This is a genomic window from Actinoplanes sp. CA-015351 (assembly GCF_050955685.1).
Classification (GTDB): domain Bacteria; phylum Actinomycetota; class Actinomycetes; order Mycobacteriales; family Micromonosporaceae; genus Actinoplanes.
Window position 1 is genome coordinate 40,492 of sequence record NZ_CP192102.1, and the last position, 15,387, is coordinate 55,878.

Below are 15,387 nucleotides of genomic sequence, written 5' to 3' on the forward strand. Positions count from 1 at the left end.
CTTACTTGCTGGAGGGATCGTCCGGGTTGATGCGGGCGACCGTCGGGTTCGCGGGCGGCGGGGTGATCGTGGAGCGGGGCGTGCCGCCGTCGGGCTTGCCGTTGTCGGCCTTGCGGCCGGTGGCACGCTTGGCCGGATTACGGCTGGGCCGGGCTGCAGCGGCGATCTCCGGATCCGCATAAGGTGGACTGTCCTGTGTGGCCGGTTTTCCGACCGGACTCGGCGTGGCCTGGCCGGGTGCCTTGGCGGAACCGGTGGCCTTGGCCGGAGCGGTCGGCGCCGGGCCGGTAGGTGTTCCGGCCGACGGTGGCGGCCCCAGCGGTTTCGGGGCCGGCGGCGTGCTGACCGGCTTCGGCTCCGGTCGGAGCGGCTGCCTCGGGGCAACCGGATTGCGACCAGGCGTTTCACTCACCGGCGACGTCGGCTTCCGGCCCGAACCGGCCGCCTCACCGGGCTGGTCCGCGGCCCGGCTCGCGACCGCGCCGGTCAGGCTGACACCCGCGGTGCCGGTGCCTGCCCGACCCCGAGTGGTGGCCGTCTCGGCGGGGTTCGTGAAGACGTCGTTGTCCCAGTCCGAGTCAGGAGCCGTCACCGGGACCAGGTCGGGGCGGTTGCGGCGGGCCTGTGCGCTCTGGGCGAGCGCCGCGGTCAGGGCCGAGCCGGCGAGACCGGCGAGTACCGCGTACGGCGCGATCAGGTATGCCGACTGCAGCGGACCGGTTGCCTGGGTCAGCTGGGGTGCCAGGATCAGGAACGAGAACGCGACGAGCAGTGGTCCGACCGCACCGGAGATCGCGGTGCCCAGGCCGGTGCTGCCCCGGCGTGCGGCCGGCCAGGCGGCGATCAGGCCGATCACGAAGGCAGCGGCCAGGGTGAGCAGTGCGCTCGGCCAGTAGATGCCGCCGTACCGGACCGGGCTTGCCGCCTCGGCGAACTGCCAGCTGGTCAGGTAGGTGGCGAATTCACGGCCGGTCACCAGCTCGGCGACCACCCCGGCGATAGCCAGGGCCCAGAGCCCGGCTGCCGTGCCGATCAGGTTGGCCGCGACCGGCCCCGACGAGACCGCCCAGAACGCCACGATCAGGCCGGCGAGCAGGCCGGCAAGCGCGTATCCGCCAGCCATGAGCTGCGGCGAGAGGTCGTCAAGGCGTACCGCTGAGCGGGCCGGGAGCGCGACGAGCGCGACCGAAACGAGGGCGCCGAGTGCGGAGGCCGTTGCCAGCGCGAAGCGCCAGAGGCCGAGCCAGCGTCCGGGCCGGTCGGGGCGCAGCCGACCGGCTATCACCGCGCCGAGCACTGTGGCGCTCGCGGTGATCCAGGTGGCCCAGCCGAGGCTGCCCAGCCAGATGTTCTCCGCGTCGGCGGCGGTTGCCGGCCAGACGAGTACGCCCAAGCCGTAGCCGAGACCCAGTTGCGCGGCACCCGTGCCGGCCGCGATTCCGGCCGCCGTGGCGGCCTGTGATGTCCAGCCCTTCTCGGCCATGCCGGGCACTGTACTGGTACCTGCCGATGTCTGTGAAACGCCTGGCAAGGTTGCATTCCGCCGGAAAACCCCACGCAGGCTCAAGATTCGATACCTTGACGCTGCGGCGAGCACAGATGTACGACGGGCACGAATGTACGGAGTGAAGGGAACCGGCGATGGCCGACGAGCGTCCCCCGGAGCCGGACGAGACGACGCCGATGGAACCGGTTGAGGCGAGCCCGACCGAGGTGAGGCCTGGCGCAGCGGATGACGCCACCCGAATTCAACCGTCCGGTGGTCCCCGATCGGATGACCGCGACAACGCGATCTGGACCGGACGGGCCGAAGTTCGGCCGCCACGACCGGGCACTGAGTACTACGAGAGCGACTGGGCCGACCCTCGTTCTGAGGAACCGCGAGGCCGCTGGTGGGCGCCGATCGCAGTCGGCACCGCCGCGCTGGTGCTGCTGGGCCTGCTCGGTTTCGGCATCGCGGTGATCGTGCAGAACTCCGACGACCAGACCGAGACGCCCGCGACGACTCCGGCGACGGTGGCCACCACGGCTGCCGAGCCCACAACCGCAGCCACGACCGAGCCGACCACCGAACCGGCCAGCCCGTCACCGACGCTGAGCACCATCGAGCCGACCACCGAGCCGGCAAACGCCGAGGTCACAGTGCCGGCGCTGCGGGGTATGCCGGTCGCCGACGCGCAGTCGGCGCTACAGCGCACCGGGTTGACGTTCCGGGTGATCCAGCGCGCGAGCGACGCGGAACCGGGAACGGTGATCGACAGCGATCCGCCGGAGGGCAGCCTGGTGCCCTCCGACACGCGCATCACTCTCGTCGTCTCGACCGCGCTGACCAGCAGCCCGGTGGCGACGACGACATCACCGACCGAGGCCCCCGCCCAGGATTGAGGTCGGCTCAGATCGCAGTCGGCCCGGATCGCAGTCGGCTCAGCGGTTGGTGCGGACCGTCCGCGCCGGCATCACGCCGGGACGGGCGGCTGGCTGGCGGGCGTTTCGAGCCCGCGGATCCGGGGCTTTGCCCACCGGACGCAGGCCGTTGACCTGCACGAATATGGATCGGCGTTCGACCGCGTCACCGGCCGAGTTGAGCTCGTAGCCGTCGAGCCAAACCCAGCCCTCGTACGTCGGCCAGTCGTGAACCCGGATGACCCGGAACAGCAGCGGTGATGCGAATTGGACGCTCGCCGCTTTTGTCACGTGGATGACATCACCGGACCGAGGAAGAACCACGTCATCTCCTGCCCTGAGACTCGTGTGGGGTGGACTCTTGTGACAGATGCACCAGTGTGCCTGTCTGGTACACCTTTGCAACACTTGCGATGTGTCAAATCATCGAAGAATGTTGCGGAACGTCACCATCGCCGATCCTGCCACCCACATCAGGGGCAGGAGTCCACCGTGGACTCCCAACGGCTCGGCGCCCCGTATCGGACGTCGTTTCGATGTATTTCGTCGGACTTGCACGATCCACTCAAGAACGTTGCGTGATGCAAGCCATACGGAAAGATTGCACCACCGATTCCTTCGATGCAAGTTGCATGTCAGCCTTCCGTGATCCTCTGTGATCATCGGCTCGACCCCGGAGGTCGTTTCCGGAGCGGCGATCGCAATCGGCCGGAATATCGTCGAGCCGAGTCCGGGGCGCGATCATGAGGTAGCCGCAATAAGCGCCATTTCGGACATAAAACTCTTAAGTGGATATTGCCGGTCCCTCCCGCCTGGAATGGCTATCAAGCGGTCATGACCAGGGAAAACGTTCAAGACTAGGCACGGGGACTGGCGGATTAAGTAGCTATGGCCTCATTTGAGCCGCCCGATCGAATGAACGATCTCGGTAATCGCCCAGCAGGTCCGCGTCCGTACGTGAAAGCGGTCGTTACTGATTCAGGACGATCCAATCGATCTCTAGCCAATCGATCGCCGGGCATTGCTCGATGACCTGGGCAGCCGAGCGGCCGAGGATCCGGCGGCCGCCCACCATGTTGATCGAGATGCTGACGAAGGAGCCATTGTGGAATTCGAGACGAAGGGTCTCCGGATCGACCTGAGCCGGGCCGAGTGGTTCAAGAGCACCCGAAGCGGTTCGGACTGTGACAACTGCGTCGAGGTCGCGTTTGTCGGTGAGGCGATCGCGGTCCGCGACTCCAAGAATCCGGCCGGCTCCGCATTGATCTTCACGACCGCCGAATGGGACGCGTTCGTCGGCGGCGCCAAGGACGGCGAGTTCGATCTTTGAGGCTTCCCCCCGGCCGGCTCACTTCTAGTCGGTTGTAGTCATTTGCCCGATTTTCCCGTCGCTGGGCGGGACTCGCCTCGTTGATTGCCTTAAGCGCGGACCGGACCGCGCTTTGCGGCGACAATCGAACGAGGCAAGGCAGAGAGATGACTATTGGCTCGGAGAACCTCACCAACGGTTCGTCGACAGCGCAGGACCGGTTCAGCGGTGGCGTCAGCGCGTACCGGCAGAATCGCCGGGACGCGACCCTGACCGGGGACGTCGGAGACAGCGAGCTGCTGTCCCGCAGCAGCTCGGGTCTCCCGACCCGCTCGCCCGGCCGATCGCACAGCATCGAATCGCGCAGCATTGAGTCGCGCAGTATCGAGCCGACCAGTGCGTTGGATCGCGCGGCGAAACTTCCCTCCCTCGACCTGCACGGTTTGACCGAGCCGGTCTTCTCCACGAGCACCTGGGCTGACTCGTCCAGTGAATCGATGGCGGATCACCCGTTGCTGCGGGGGCTGCTCCTTGAGCTTCCTGCCCGCGGCACGCTGCCGCCCTCGGACTGGCTCGACCGGTGGTTCGAGGCGGCGCGTTCCATTCTGGAGCTGCTTTACCAGCAAGAGGCGAGGAACCACCGGAACAAGTAAGTAGGTAGGGATTTTCTCAGCGGCTGTTTACAGCGGCTTTTTCAGCGGACGCCGGCGGGAGTGCGCTCCCGGCGGCGCAGCGATGACATCACCAGCGGTGCCATCACCAGCAAAGCGAATCGGCTGTGCCGCAGGCCGGCCCGGATGCCGATCGCCACGACGGCGACCGCGACCACGGCGATGGCCACCCCGGCGGCGGTCGACGCGCCGCCCGCGGGAGTCTCGACGAGTCGCGCCGCGATCGGGATGCCGACAAGCGCGGCCAGCCCGGTGATCTGCAGAGGTGCGGCGACGAGCGGATGCGCGGCGGCCGCACGCAGGGCCGGCGGAACCGGCGCGAGCGGCGCGGTCGCGAACGCGCCCGCGCCGCGCCGGACCCAGGCGAGGCGGCGCAGGGTCGCGGTCATCACGATCAACGCGGGTACGGCCGGGAGCAGGGCCGCCGTGGGCGCCGACGAGAGGCCGGGGATCAGCCCGGAGACGACCGGCACCGCGACGAAGGCGGTGGCGCCGACCGCGACCAGCACGGTGAGCAGCCCGGCCCGGCGGCGGAGCTCGCTCGCGGTGCCGGCGGTGGGCAGCCCGTCGACCAGAAGGCCGGCGGCGAGCCAGACGGCGGCGAGGGTGCCGATCAGGATGACGTCCACAACGGTGTCCACATCGATAGCGTTCACCGATTCACGCTGCGCCGAAACCGGGATATGCCCCGAACACGTACCCGTAGGGGGTGTCGGGTCAGACGGCGAAGTCGTACACGCGCTCGGTGGACGGCGCCGGCGCTGTCGCTTTCCAGATGCCGAGTTTCTGCGCGAAGAGCCGGGCCAGGTACGCCGGGTTCAGCAGGATGTACCGCTTCCACAGGCGCTTGGGCTCGAGGCCGAGACGCCAGAGCCACTCCAGCGCGTACTTCTGCATCCACGCGGGCGGGTTCTTCAGCAGGCCGGCGTGGTAGTCGAAGGCGGCGCCGACGGCGAGCAGCGGCATGTCGAGATGCGGACGCATCGCGTAGGTGAAGATCTCCTGACGCGGGCAGCCGAGGCCGACGAGCACGATCCGCGCACCGGAGGACTTGATCCGCTCGGCGATCTCCAACTCCTCGCCCGGAAGCGACTTCCGGAACTTGGACGGTTCGATGCCGACGACCTTCAAAGCCGGGAACATCTCCTGCAGTGCCGGCACGAGCCGGTCCAGAACGGGCTGAGTCGACCCGTACAGGTAGATCGGCAGACCTTCGGCCGCCGCCTGCTCGACGACCTTCAGGGTCAGCGACGGCCCGTACACCCGGTCGGTCAGTCCGGCGCCGTGCAGAAGGTTCAGCGCCCACCGAACGGGCTGACCATCCGGCGTAACCAGATCAAAAGAGTTGAGCCGGCCGTTGTGGGCGAAATCCTCGACCCCGGTCATCACACCGTGCACAGCCAGAGCAGTCACGGCGAACGGCCGCTGCTCCCGAGCCGCCGCGACGATCAGCTCGACCGCTTCCGCGTAGTCCGTCACATCGACGAGCACCCCGAGCACGTTGCGTTTGCCCCGAACAGTCCCGGTGACCGACACGCCCAACACTCCCAGCCCTGAAGACAAGAACAACGGAAGAACACCAACAAGAGGCGGCGAGCATAGCCCCCACCCCACCCCTCACCCGAAAGATGCCCCGAAGCACACCCCGTGTGGGAAACAGCACCCTCTACGCGTACCCAAGAGAAGCGCAACCAAGGCACCCAGGGTGACCAACGCACCGTGGGGGGTTCGGGGGGCTCGGCCCCCCGGCTGGCATGACGAAGAGAGCCCCCGGTCTGCGCTTTCCGCAGACAGAGGGCTCCCAGCGACCGAGTGGGGATGGGGGGAGTTGAACCCCCACGTCCTTTCGGACACACGGACCTGAACCGTGCGCGTCTGCCATTCCGCCACATCCCCATGTGACTTGCCGCCAAGATCATATATGCATGATCTCGTTGGCCTGAAACCGGCTGGTCGAGCCGACTTCTTGTTACTGGCTGCGACAGACTACGCTGTCGACCGTCACTAGGCGAGATCAGTACCAAGTGAGTTGATATCACCCCGCGACGCAGGAAACATTAGCACGGCGTCGTGGGGCGTCATACGAGGGTCAGAAGTGCCGGCTGCTCTTGGGCTACGGATGCGCAAGCAGTCGCCGGATACCATCATGTCCTCGGAACCCGAGGAGGAGCCGGTGAGCGTGCTGCAGCGCTTTGAGAAGCGATTGGAAGGCCTTGTCGAGGGGGCCTTCGCGAAGGTGTTCAAGGGTGTCGTGCACCCTGTGGAGATCCTGAATGCCATGCAGCGGGAGGCCGAGGCACACAAGGCCATCCTCGCCGGTGGCCGCACCCTTGTGCCCAACCGCTATGTGATCGATCTGTCGCCCTACGACCACAGCCGGCTGGCGCCGTACGCCGCGGCCTTGGCGCAGGAGCTGGCGCAGTCCCAGGCCGAGTTCATCGGTGAGCAGGCCTGGACCGTGTACGGCGATGTGATCGTCGAGATCGAGCGAGGCGATGGCCTGGACACGGGCATGTTCCGTGTCACCGCTGAGGTGTACACCGGTGGCGAGGTCGCCCCGGTGCAACAGCCTGCGTACGACGCGGGGCCTCAGTACTCGCCTTACGACCAGCAGGGCGGCTACCCGCCGCAGGGTGGTCACGGTGGCCCGCGCAGTGTCGGTCTTGTGTCCGGCGACGGGCGTACCTACCCGTTGCAGATGGGCTCGACCGTGATCGGCCGCGGCGACCAGGCGAACCTTCGCCTGCCGGACGTCGGCATCTCGCGTCGGCACGCCCGTCTGGACTACGACGGCAACCAGGTCGTACTTACCGACCTGGGCTCGACGAACGGCACGATGGTCAACGGCCAGCGCGTGTCCGCCGTCGCATTGAACCCGGGCGACATGATCCAGCTCGGGACGACCACGCTCACCTTCCGAGTGGACGGCTAGCGACCTTGCCCGAATTCGTCCTAACCGTTGCCCGCTTCGGGTTCCTCGTTCTTCTGTGGATCTTCGTGTTCACGGTGGTCGGGGTGATCCGGCGGGATCTCTTCTCCGGCGCCCGGTCCAAGAGCATCGTTGCCAGCCCTCGGGGGGTGGGTGGCGCGGTGCTCCAGGGCCGGCCGGCGAAGGCGAAGCGCGGGAAGGCGGCGCGGCAACTCGTCGTGACCGCCGGCCAGCTGGCCGGCACGAGGATCACGCTCGGTGAGGCTCCGATCACGATCGGGCGGGCCGAGGATTCGACGCTCGTCATCACCGACGACTTCGCCTCTGCCCGGCACGCCCGGTTGGTACCCCGCGATGGCCAGTGGTTCGTCGAAGACCTCGGCTCGACCAATGGCACTTACCTAGATCGCGGTAAGGTCTCCGGACCTACTCCAGTCCCCCTTGGCGTACCGATCCGCATCGGGCGCACTTCACTCGAGTTACGGCCATGACCCTGACCCTGCGCTATGCCGCTCAGAGCGACCGCGGTCTGATCCGAGACCTGAACCAGGACTCCGTTTACGCCGGGCCGCGACTTCTCGCTGTCGCCGATGGCATGGGCGGCATGGCCGCCGGTGACGTGGCGTCCAACATCGTCATCGCCGCGATGGCGCCTCTCGACGACGACGTCCCTGGTGACGCCATGGTCGATGCGCTGCGGCACGCCGTCGGTACCGCCAACCAACAGTTGCGCGACACCGTCGACGCCAACCCTGCGCTGGAGGGTATGGGTACCACGCTGACCGCTGTCCTTTTCTCGGGCAGCAAGTTCGGCATGGTGCACATCGGCGACTCCCGCGCCTACCTGCTCCGTAACGGCGAGTTCTCGCAGATCACGAAGGACGACACGTACGTCCAGATGCTGGTCGACGAGGGCCGGGTCAGTCCCGAGGAGGCGAGCAGCCACCCGCAACGGTCGCTGCTCACCCGGGCGCTGGACGGCCGGGACATCGATCCTGAGTACTCGGTTCGCCAGGTGCTCAAGGGCGATCGATACCTGATCTGCAGCGACGGCCTCTCCGGCGTCGTGAGCGGTGAGACGATCGGCCAGACCATGCGGGAGCTCGCCGACCCGAAAGCCTGCACCGAGCGGCTCGTGCAGCTGGCGCTGCGCGGCGGCGGTCCGGACAACATCACCGTGGTGATCGCGGACGCGACCGACGCCGACATCATGGAGCAGTCCCCGATCGTGGGCGGCGCTGCCTCCCTGGACCGGGGCAACACCACGGTGGCGGACAGCTCGACCTCGGCGGCCCGTGCCGCGGCCCTCAAGCCGCCGCGCCCGGCCCAGCCGGAGCCGGCCACGGGTGCGTACGAACCGGAGCCGGCCGGACATCCGGTTCGGACCACTCTCATGGTTCTGCTGCTGCTCGGTGTCCTGGGCGGTGGCCTCTGGGCGGGCTGGCAGTACACCCAGGACCAGTACTACGTCGGCGCGACCGAGGCCGGCCAGCTCGCCATATTCCAAGGCGTGCCGGGCCAGGTCGCCGGTCTCGACCTGTCCACCGTGAGCGAGACCAGCGCGGTCCGCCTGGACGACCTCACCTCGGTCGCCCAGGAACGGGTCAAGCAGGGCATTCACGCGGACAGCCAGGTCGAGGCGCGCACCACGCTCACCGAGCTCACCGACGAAGAGCCGTCGAACCCGAACCTGAAGCCGGTCTGCAGCGTCGCCAGCACCGCGCCGGTGACCACGAACTCGGTGGCTCCGAGCGCGGCCGTTCCCAGTGGGGCGGCTCCGACGGTCCAGGCCAGCACCGCAGTGCGTCCGCCGGCTTCGGCCGCCGCTTCGCAACCGTCCGAAAGCGCTCCTGCCACCGTCGACCCGGTTGGCTGCCGGACCGTCAACTGAGCACGGCCTACACGTCTGGGGATTCATCTTTGACCGCGCCCGCCGTACCGGCTCCGACGCCCGCCTCCACGGGCGAGATGTCGCGTATCCCGACGGGATGGAAGACACGCCGGAACGCTGAACTCGGCTTGCTGGCGTTCGCGATGTCGATCGTCGCCGTGTTCGGCGCGACGGTGGAGGCCAACCAGTTCGACGAGATCCGGATGACCTCCTGGATCCCCGCCGCACTGGTCGGCATCCTCTTCCTCGGGCTGCACGTGGTGGTGCGTTACACCGCGCCCTTCGCCGACCCGGTCCTTCTGCCCGCGGTCGCGCTGATCAACGGCATCGGCGTGGGCTTCCTGCGCCGGCTCGACCTGGCCAAGGCGATCGCCAACAAGCAGCCGGAGCCGGGCATCTTCGCCGGCACCGGCGGCCGTCAGCTGGCCTGGACACTCGCCTCGCTGATTCTGGCGGCGATCCTGCTTCTGGTGATTCGCGACCACAAGATCGTTTCTCGGTACGCGTACACACTGGGCCTGGTCGGCATCGTGCTCGTGATGATCCCGGCGGTGCTGCCGAGCAGCATCTCCGAGGTCAACGGCGCGAAGCTGTGGATCCGGTTCGGGTCGTTCTCGATCCAGCCGGGTGAGTTCGCCAAGCTGGCCCTGGTCTCGTTCTTCGCTTACTACCTGGTGCGAAAACGGGAAGTGTTGTCGCTGGCGAGCCGGCGGTTCCTCGGCATCGATCTACCTCGCGGCCGCGACCTCGGTCCGGTCGTCACGGTCTGGCTGCTCAGCCTCCTGGTCCTGGTCTTCGAAAAGGACCTCGGCACCGCGCTGCTGTACTTCGGGCTCTTCGTCGTCACGCTCTACGTCGCCACCGAACGGGCCAGCTGGCTGATCATCGGCCTGGTGCTCTTCTTCGGCGGTGTCTATCTGGCGTACCTGCTGGGTGCGTCGGTGGGCGGGCCGTTCGCGAACTTCTACGACCGTGCCGAGGTCTGGCTCGACCCGTTCGCGCGGGCGAACTACGAGCGGGTGAGCGGCAGCAGTTACCAGCTGGTCCAGGGCCTGCTCGGACTCGGCAGCGGTGGCCTCTTCGGCGCCGGTCCGGGCGCCGGTTCGCCCGGCAAGGTGCCCGAGGTGCGTACCGACTTCATCTTCGCCGGTCTCGGCGAGGAGATCGGACTCTTCGGCCTGACCGCACTGCTCGTCTGTTACCTGCTGATCGTCGAGCGTGGCCTGCGTGCCGCCCTGGCGGTGCGTGACTCGTTCGGCAAGCTGGTCGCCGGCGGCCTCGCGTTCACGCTGGGCCTGCAGGTCTTCGTCATCCTCGGTGGCATCACCGGCCTCATCCCGCTGACCGGTCAGACCACCCCGTTCCTCTCCGCCGGTGGCTCCTCACTGATGGCGAACTGGTTGTTGGTCGCGATGCTCCTGCGGATCTCGGACGCGGCCCGCCAACCGGCCACCGGGACCGGACCGGATCGAGCCGGGCCGAAGAAAGCACCTGTTCAGCTGCACGGCGCCATGACGGAGGTGATCAAGCCGTGAACGCACCACTTCGCCGCTCCGGCGTGGTCATCCTGGTCCTGTTCGGCCTGCTCTTCGCGAACCTGAACTGGGTCCAGTTCTACAAGGCCGACGAGTACCGCACCCACGACTACAACAGCCGCGTCACGGTCGCCGAATATGAGACGCCCCGCGGCGTCATCGAGGCCGGTGGCACTGCCCTCGCGCAGAACAAGACCACCGACGACGAGCTGAAGTACCTGCGTACCTACCCGGAAGGGAAGATCTACGCACCGGTGCTCGGTTACAAGCCGGTCATCGGCGGTGCGACAGGCATCGAGTCCTCCGAGAACGACTTCCTCTCCGGCGCCAGCGACAAGCTCTTCGGCGATCGGCTCAGCAGCATGTTCACCGGTGACAACCCCGGTGGTGGCAACGTGGTGCTGTCGCTGAGCACAAAAGCTCAAGAGGTCGCCTGGAAGCAGATGACAAACAACCAGCGCGGGGTCACCAAGGGTGCGGCGGTCGCGATCGACCCGACCACCGGTGCGATCCAGGCGATGGTGTCGATGCCCAGTTACGACCCGAACCCGCTGGTCAGTCACGACACTGAAGAGGCGGCCAAGGCGTACCAAAAGCTGGCGAACGACGAGGACGACCCGCTGATCAACCGTGCGACAGGCGCGACCCTGCCGCCCGGCTCGGTGTTCAAGGTGATCGTCTCGGCGGCCGCGCTGCAGAACGGCTACAAGACCTCCAGCGAGATCGAGGCGGGCAGCGTCTACAAGGAGGGCGGCGCCACGATCCGCAACTCCGAGGAAGAGGTCTGCCCCGGCTCGAAGGTCACCCTCAAGGAGGCACTGACCGAGAGCTGCAACACCGGTTACGCCCGGCTCGGCGTCGCGCTCGGCGCGGACAAGGTCAAGGAAACCGCGAAGGCGTTCGGTTTCGAGGACGACACCCTCAAGGTCGGCGACCTGGACAGCGGAGCCGGTCTCACCGTGGCGGCGAGCCGCACCGGCGACATCCAGAACCAGGACGGCAGCACCGACACCGCGGCCCTGGCACAGTCCTCACTCGGCCAGCGCGACGTCCGGATGACGCCGCTGCAGGGCGCGCTGATGGCCGCCACGGTGGCGAACAGCGGCCAGCAGATGCGCCCGTACATGGTGCAGAAGCTGCTCGGACCGGACCGCCGGACGATCTACACGGCCAAGCCGGAGAGCCTGCGCGACCCGATCTCGTCGAGCGTTGCCACCGACCTCAAGGACATGATGGTCAGCGTCGTCGAGAACGGCACCGGCACCCGGGCACAGATCAACGGCCTCACCGTCGGTGGCAAGACCGGCACCGCACAGAACGCCGAGGGTGCGAACCCGCACGGCTGGTTCATCGGATTCGCCTTCGATGGCGACAAGCCCGTCTCGGCGGTCTGCGTCATGCTTGAGAACGTGTCCGGTGGACACGCGAGTGCCGAGGCCGCCCGGATCGCCGGGCTCATCATGAAGGCCGCGGCGGGTCGGGGAGGGGACTGACATGATCCGCCCGGGGGTCACGCTCGGTGGGCGGTACCGCTTGGAGGAGCGGATCGCCGGCGGCGGCATGGGTGATGTGTGGCGCGGCATCGATGAGGTGCTGGGCCGTACCGTCGCCGTCAAGATCCTGCTACCCGCCCTGCTGGACGAGCCGGGCTTCGCCGAGCGCTTCCGCGGCGAGGCACGGACCATGGCCACCATCAACCACCCGGGCGTCGTGGATGTCTACGACTACGGCAGCGACCAGCAGCTCGCGTTCCTCGTCATGGAATACGTCGAGGGCGACGCCCTCTCCCGGACGCTGAGCCGGGTGGGCCGGCTCACGCCGGCCCGGACCATGGCGCTTGTCGCGCAGGCCGCCGACGCGCTGCAAGCTGCGCACGGCAACGGCATCGTGCACCGCGACGTCAAACCAGGAAATCTTTTGGTACGCCCGAACGGCACCCTGGTCCTGACCGACTTCGGCATCGCTCGCTCGGCCCTCGTGGGGCAACTCACAGTGGCCGGCGCGGTGCTCGGCACGGCTTCGTACATCTCGCCGGAGCAGGCCGCCGGCGACGTGGCGACACCGGCCTCCGACGTTTACGCGCTGGGCGTCGTGGCTTATCAGTGCCTCTCCGGGCACCGGCCGTTCGACGGCGCGACCCCGATCGAGATCGCCATGAAGCATGTCCGGGAGTCTCCCCGGCCACTGCCCGGCGACATCCCGCCCGCGGTTCGCGCCATTGTGGACCGCGCTATGGACAAGGATCCGTCCAGCCGCTGGCCGAGCGCCGCCGCGATGGCCTCGGTGGCCCGCCAGGCCGCCGCGTCGCTGACCACCTCGGTCCAGCCGCCGATCTCGTCGCCGCCGAGCTCTCCGCCGATCTCTGGGCCGCCGCGTAACGCCGGGGCGTCACGCCCGCAGTCCGGCGCGGCCGCTCGCGCTTCCGTGCCGCGGCCGGTCTCCGGCGCCCGGGGCGCGGCCTCGGTGCCGACGTCACCGCCGCCGTACATGCAGCACCAGCCCCAGCCCCAGCCGCAGCAGTACCGGCCGCAGTCGGGGCCACCGGTCAATTCGTACTCATCCCCGGTGTCACCGGCCGCGAAGCCGGAGAACACTTTCGGGCGCCAGGTCCTTGTCGTTCTGGCCGTGGTGCTCGCCCTTCTCGTCCTTCTCTGCGCCGGCGTCATCTCTTTCCTATTACGAGATGGCAACGGCAGCAGCGCCGTAGGCAGCACGCTGGGCTATCACAGCAGCTCTGCGGCTATCCTCCGCTCGGGCGTGGTTGCTGACCCAGTGTCGGCGGCGTCGTACCGTCTTATGAAGGCCGATGCCCAGCTCGGCCGGATCCGACTGAACGAAGGACGACAGACGTTATGACGGCGCAGGCCCGCCTGCTCGGTGGCAGGTATCAGGTCGGCGAGCTGCTCGGCTACGGCGGCATGGCAGAAGTGCACCGAGGACGCGACCTGCGCCTCGGCCGTGACGTGGCCATCAAAATGCTGCGCACCGACCTGGCTCGGGACGCCACGTTCCAGGAGCGGTTCCGGCGTGAAGCACAGAACTCGGCAGCTCTGAACCACCCAGCGATCGTCGCCGTTTACGACACGGGCGAGGAGACATCCGCCACAGGCGAGCGGCTCCCGTTCATCGTGATGGAGTTCGTCAACGGTCGCACCCTCAAGGAGGTTCTCGCTCAGGAACAGCGTCTTCAGCCACGGCGGGCACTCGAGATCACGGCTGACATCTGCGCCGCGCTGGAGTTCAGCCACCGGCACGGGATCATCCACCGGGACATCAAGCCCGGCAACGTGATGATCACGCAGAACGGCCAGGTCAAGGTCATGGACTTCGGCATCGCCCGGGCACTGGCAAGCGGCGCCACGACGATGACGCAGACCAGCGCGGTGATCGGCACGGCTCAGTACCTCTCACCCGAGCAGGCACGCGGCGAGTCCGTCGACGCACGCTCCGATGTGTACGCGGCCGGCTGTGTCCTCTTCGAGCTGACCGTCGGACACCCCCCGTTCGTCGGCGACAGCCCGGTCAGCGTGGCGTACCAGCACGTCCGTGAGGACCCGCGCCCGCCGAGCTCGATCGTTCGCGACCTCCCGCCGGACATCGACGCGATCGTCCTGAAGGCGCTGGCGAAGAACCCGCTGAACCGGTACCAGAGCGCCCAGGAGATGCGTGCTGACGCGCTCCGCGCGGTCTCCGGCCGCCCGGTCATGGCCACCCCGGTGATGAGCCAGGCCGAGACCGTGGCGATGACCGGCGGCGGGCCGCACCAGTGGCAGCCGCAGGGCGCCACCACGATGCAGCGGCCGATTCCGGGCGGGATGGGCCAGCAGGGCAAGCCGGAGAACAAGTCGTCCTGGGTGATGGCGGTGCTGGCCGGCCTGAGCGTGCTGGTCGTGATCGTTCTCGGTGTCGCACTGGCGATGAGCCGCGACCGCGACAACGAGCCCGAGACACCGACAGTCGCAACGGTCACCATGCCGAACCTTGTCGGGCTCAGCGAGGCTGACGCCCGCAAGGAACTTGATCAGCAGGGCCTGACCAACCGGACCGCGCAGGATCCGACGACCAAGAAGGACTGCACCGGCGACGTGATTGCGCAGTCCCCGTTGGCGAATACCCAGATCGAGGTCACCGCTTCGGTGAGCTACCAGCTCTGCCTTGCACCTGAAGACGTCGAGGTGCCGACCGGCTTGGTCGGCGGCACGACCAGCGCGGCCGAGTCAGCCCTGGTTGCCAAGGGCCTCACCCCGGTGATCCGCGAGGTCGCCAGCGTTAGGCCCAAGGGCGAGGTCATTTCGGTGGAGAGCGCCGGCAAGAAGGTCGAACCGGGCACGTCGATCACCGTGAAGGTGTCCGACAACAGCCAGGTCGAGGTTCCCGACGTGAAGGGCTTGTCGCAGGAAGTCGCGAAAGACCGGCTTGAGCAGGCTGGCCTCAACGCGTCATTCGAGACGGTCCAGGTCGACGGTAACCCGGGCGATATCGCGACTCAGAACCCGGCGCCCAAGAAGAAGGTCGACAAGGGCAGCACCGTTGTCCTCAGCGTGATCGGTGAGCCGGTCGAGGAATCGCCGAGCCCGGAACCCTCGACGGGGGAGACCCCGCCGGAGGAGGACGACGGCAGCGGCGGCGGCACGGCGCAGTAACAGCAG

General features: G+C 67.8%; 14 protein-coding genes and 1 tRNA gene. 10 read left to right on the plus strand and 5 right to left on the minus strand.

Features of this window, described 5'->3' with window-relative positions:
- Nucleotide 1 precedes the first annotated feature (1 nt).
- Complete coding sequence (locus ACQP2E_RS00190) at nt 2-1,483, minus strand: Hansenula MRAKII killer toxin-resistant protein 1 (protein ID WP_433827881.1); 1,482 nt, start codon at nt 1,481-1,483, stop codon at nt 2-4.
- A gap of 158 nt (nt 1,484-1,641) precedes the next feature.
- On the opposite strand from ACQP2E_RS00190, the gene ACQP2E_RS00195 reads away from it, so the two are divergent.
- Nucleotides 1,642-2,385, plus strand: a complete 744-nt coding sequence (locus ACQP2E_RS00195; protein WP_433827882.1) for a PASTA domain-containing protein — start codon at nt 1,642-1,644, stop codon at nt 2,383-2,385.
- A gap of 39 nt (nt 2,386-2,424) precedes the next feature.
- On the opposite strand, the gene ACQP2E_RS00200 is transcribed toward ACQP2E_RS00195, so the two are convergent.
- Nucleotides 2,425-2,727 (minus strand): hypothetical protein, encoded by a 303-nt coding sequence (locus ACQP2E_RS00200; RefSeq protein ID WP_433827883.1) that lies wholly within the window; start codon nt 2,725-2,727, stop codon nt 2,425-2,427.
- Between the two features lie 781 nt (nt 2,728-3,508).
- Here ACQP2E_RS00200 and ACQP2E_RS00205 point away from each other — a divergent pair.
- Together ACQP2E_RS00205 and ACQP2E_RS00210 are read left to right on the plus strand one after the other, a co-directional pair.
- Entirely contained in the window at nt 3,509-3,733 is a 225-nt protein-coding gene (locus ACQP2E_RS00205) for a DUF397 domain-containing protein (RefSeq protein ID WP_433827884.1), read from the plus strand.
- Between the two features lie 146 nt (nt 3,734-3,879).
- Nucleotides 3,880-4,365 carry a hypothetical protein gene (locus ACQP2E_RS00210; RefSeq protein WP_433827885.1) on the plus strand — a complete coding sequence of 162 codons (486 nt, stop codon included), beginning with the start codon at nt 3,880-3,882 and terminating at the stop codon, nt 4,363-4,365.
- A 41-nt stretch (nt 4,366-4,406) separates the two neighbouring features.
- Here the strand turns inward: ACQP2E_RS00210 and ACQP2E_RS00215 are convergent, their stop codons facing one another.
- From ACQP2E_RS00215 to ACQP2E_RS00225, 3 genes are all read right to left on the minus strand, one after another.
- Nucleotides 4,407-5,039 (minus strand): hypothetical protein, encoded by a 633-nt coding sequence (locus ACQP2E_RS00215; protein WP_433827886.1) that lies wholly within the window; start codon nt 5,037-5,039, stop codon nt 4,407-4,409.
- 61 nt (nt 5,040-5,100) lie between these two features.
- Entirely contained in the window at nt 5,101-5,919 is an 819-nt protein-coding gene (locus ACQP2E_RS00220; RefSeq protein WP_433827887.1) for a WecB/TagA/CpsF family glycosyltransferase, read from the minus strand.
- 277 nt (nt 5,920-6,196) lie between these two features.
- A tRNA-Leu gene (locus tag ACQP2E_RS00225) sits at nt 6,197-6,279 on the minus strand.
- A 250-nt stretch (nt 6,280-6,529) separates the two neighbouring features.
- Between ACQP2E_RS00225 and ACQP2E_RS00230 the strand changes: the two genes are divergently transcribed.
- The 7 genes from ACQP2E_RS00230 to pknB all read left to right on the plus strand — a co-directional run bounded on the left by ACQP2E_RS00230 (nt 6,530) and on the right by pknB (nt 15,381).
- Entirely contained in the window at nt 6,530-7,315 is a 786-nt protein-coding gene (locus tag ACQP2E_RS00230) for an FhaA domain-containing protein (RefSeq protein ID WP_111651073.1), read from the plus strand.
- A gap of 5 nt (nt 7,316-7,320) precedes the next feature.
- Nucleotides 7,321-7,803: an FHA domain-containing protein FhaB/FipA gene (locus tag ACQP2E_RS00235; protein ID WP_111650917.1), complete on the plus strand. Its 483-nt coding sequence runs from the start codon at nt 7,321-7,323 to the stop codon at nt 7,801-7,803.
- A complete protein-coding gene (locus ACQP2E_RS00240; protein ID WP_433827888.1) occupies nt 7,800-9,203 on the plus strand; it encodes a PP2C family protein-serine/threonine phosphatase in 1,404 nt (467 codons plus the stop codon). The genes ACQP2E_RS00235 and ACQP2E_RS00240 overlap by 4 nt, the downstream gene beginning before the upstream one ends.
- A gap of 77 nt (nt 9,204-9,280) precedes the next feature.
- Nucleotides 9,281-10,738, plus strand: coding sequence for an FtsW/RodA/SpoVE family cell cycle protein (locus ACQP2E_RS00245; protein WP_433834270.1), 1,458 nt, complete (start codon nt 9,281-9,283; stop codon nt 10,736-10,738).
- Nucleotides 10,735-12,231, plus strand: coding sequence for a peptidoglycan D,D-transpeptidase FtsI family protein (locus ACQP2E_RS00250; RefSeq protein WP_433827889.1), 1,497 nt, complete (start codon nt 10,735-10,737; stop codon nt 12,229-12,231). The genes ACQP2E_RS00245 and ACQP2E_RS00250 overlap by 4 nt, the downstream gene beginning before the upstream one ends.
- 1 nt (nt 12,232) lies before the next feature.
- On the plus strand, nt 12,233-13,594 hold the full coding sequence (locus ACQP2E_RS00255) for a serine/threonine-protein kinase (protein WP_433827890.1): 1,362 nt from the start codon (nt 12,233-12,235) through the stop codon (nt 13,592-13,594).
- Complete coding sequence (gene pknB, locus ACQP2E_RS00260) at nt 13,591-15,381, plus strand: Stk1 family PASTA domain-containing Ser/Thr kinase (RefSeq protein ID WP_433827891.1); 1,791 nt, start codon at nt 13,591-13,593, stop codon at nt 15,379-15,381. Before ACQP2E_RS00255 ends, pknB begins: the two co-directional genes overlap by 4 nt.
- Nucleotides 15,382-15,387: the final 6 nt, after the last annotated feature.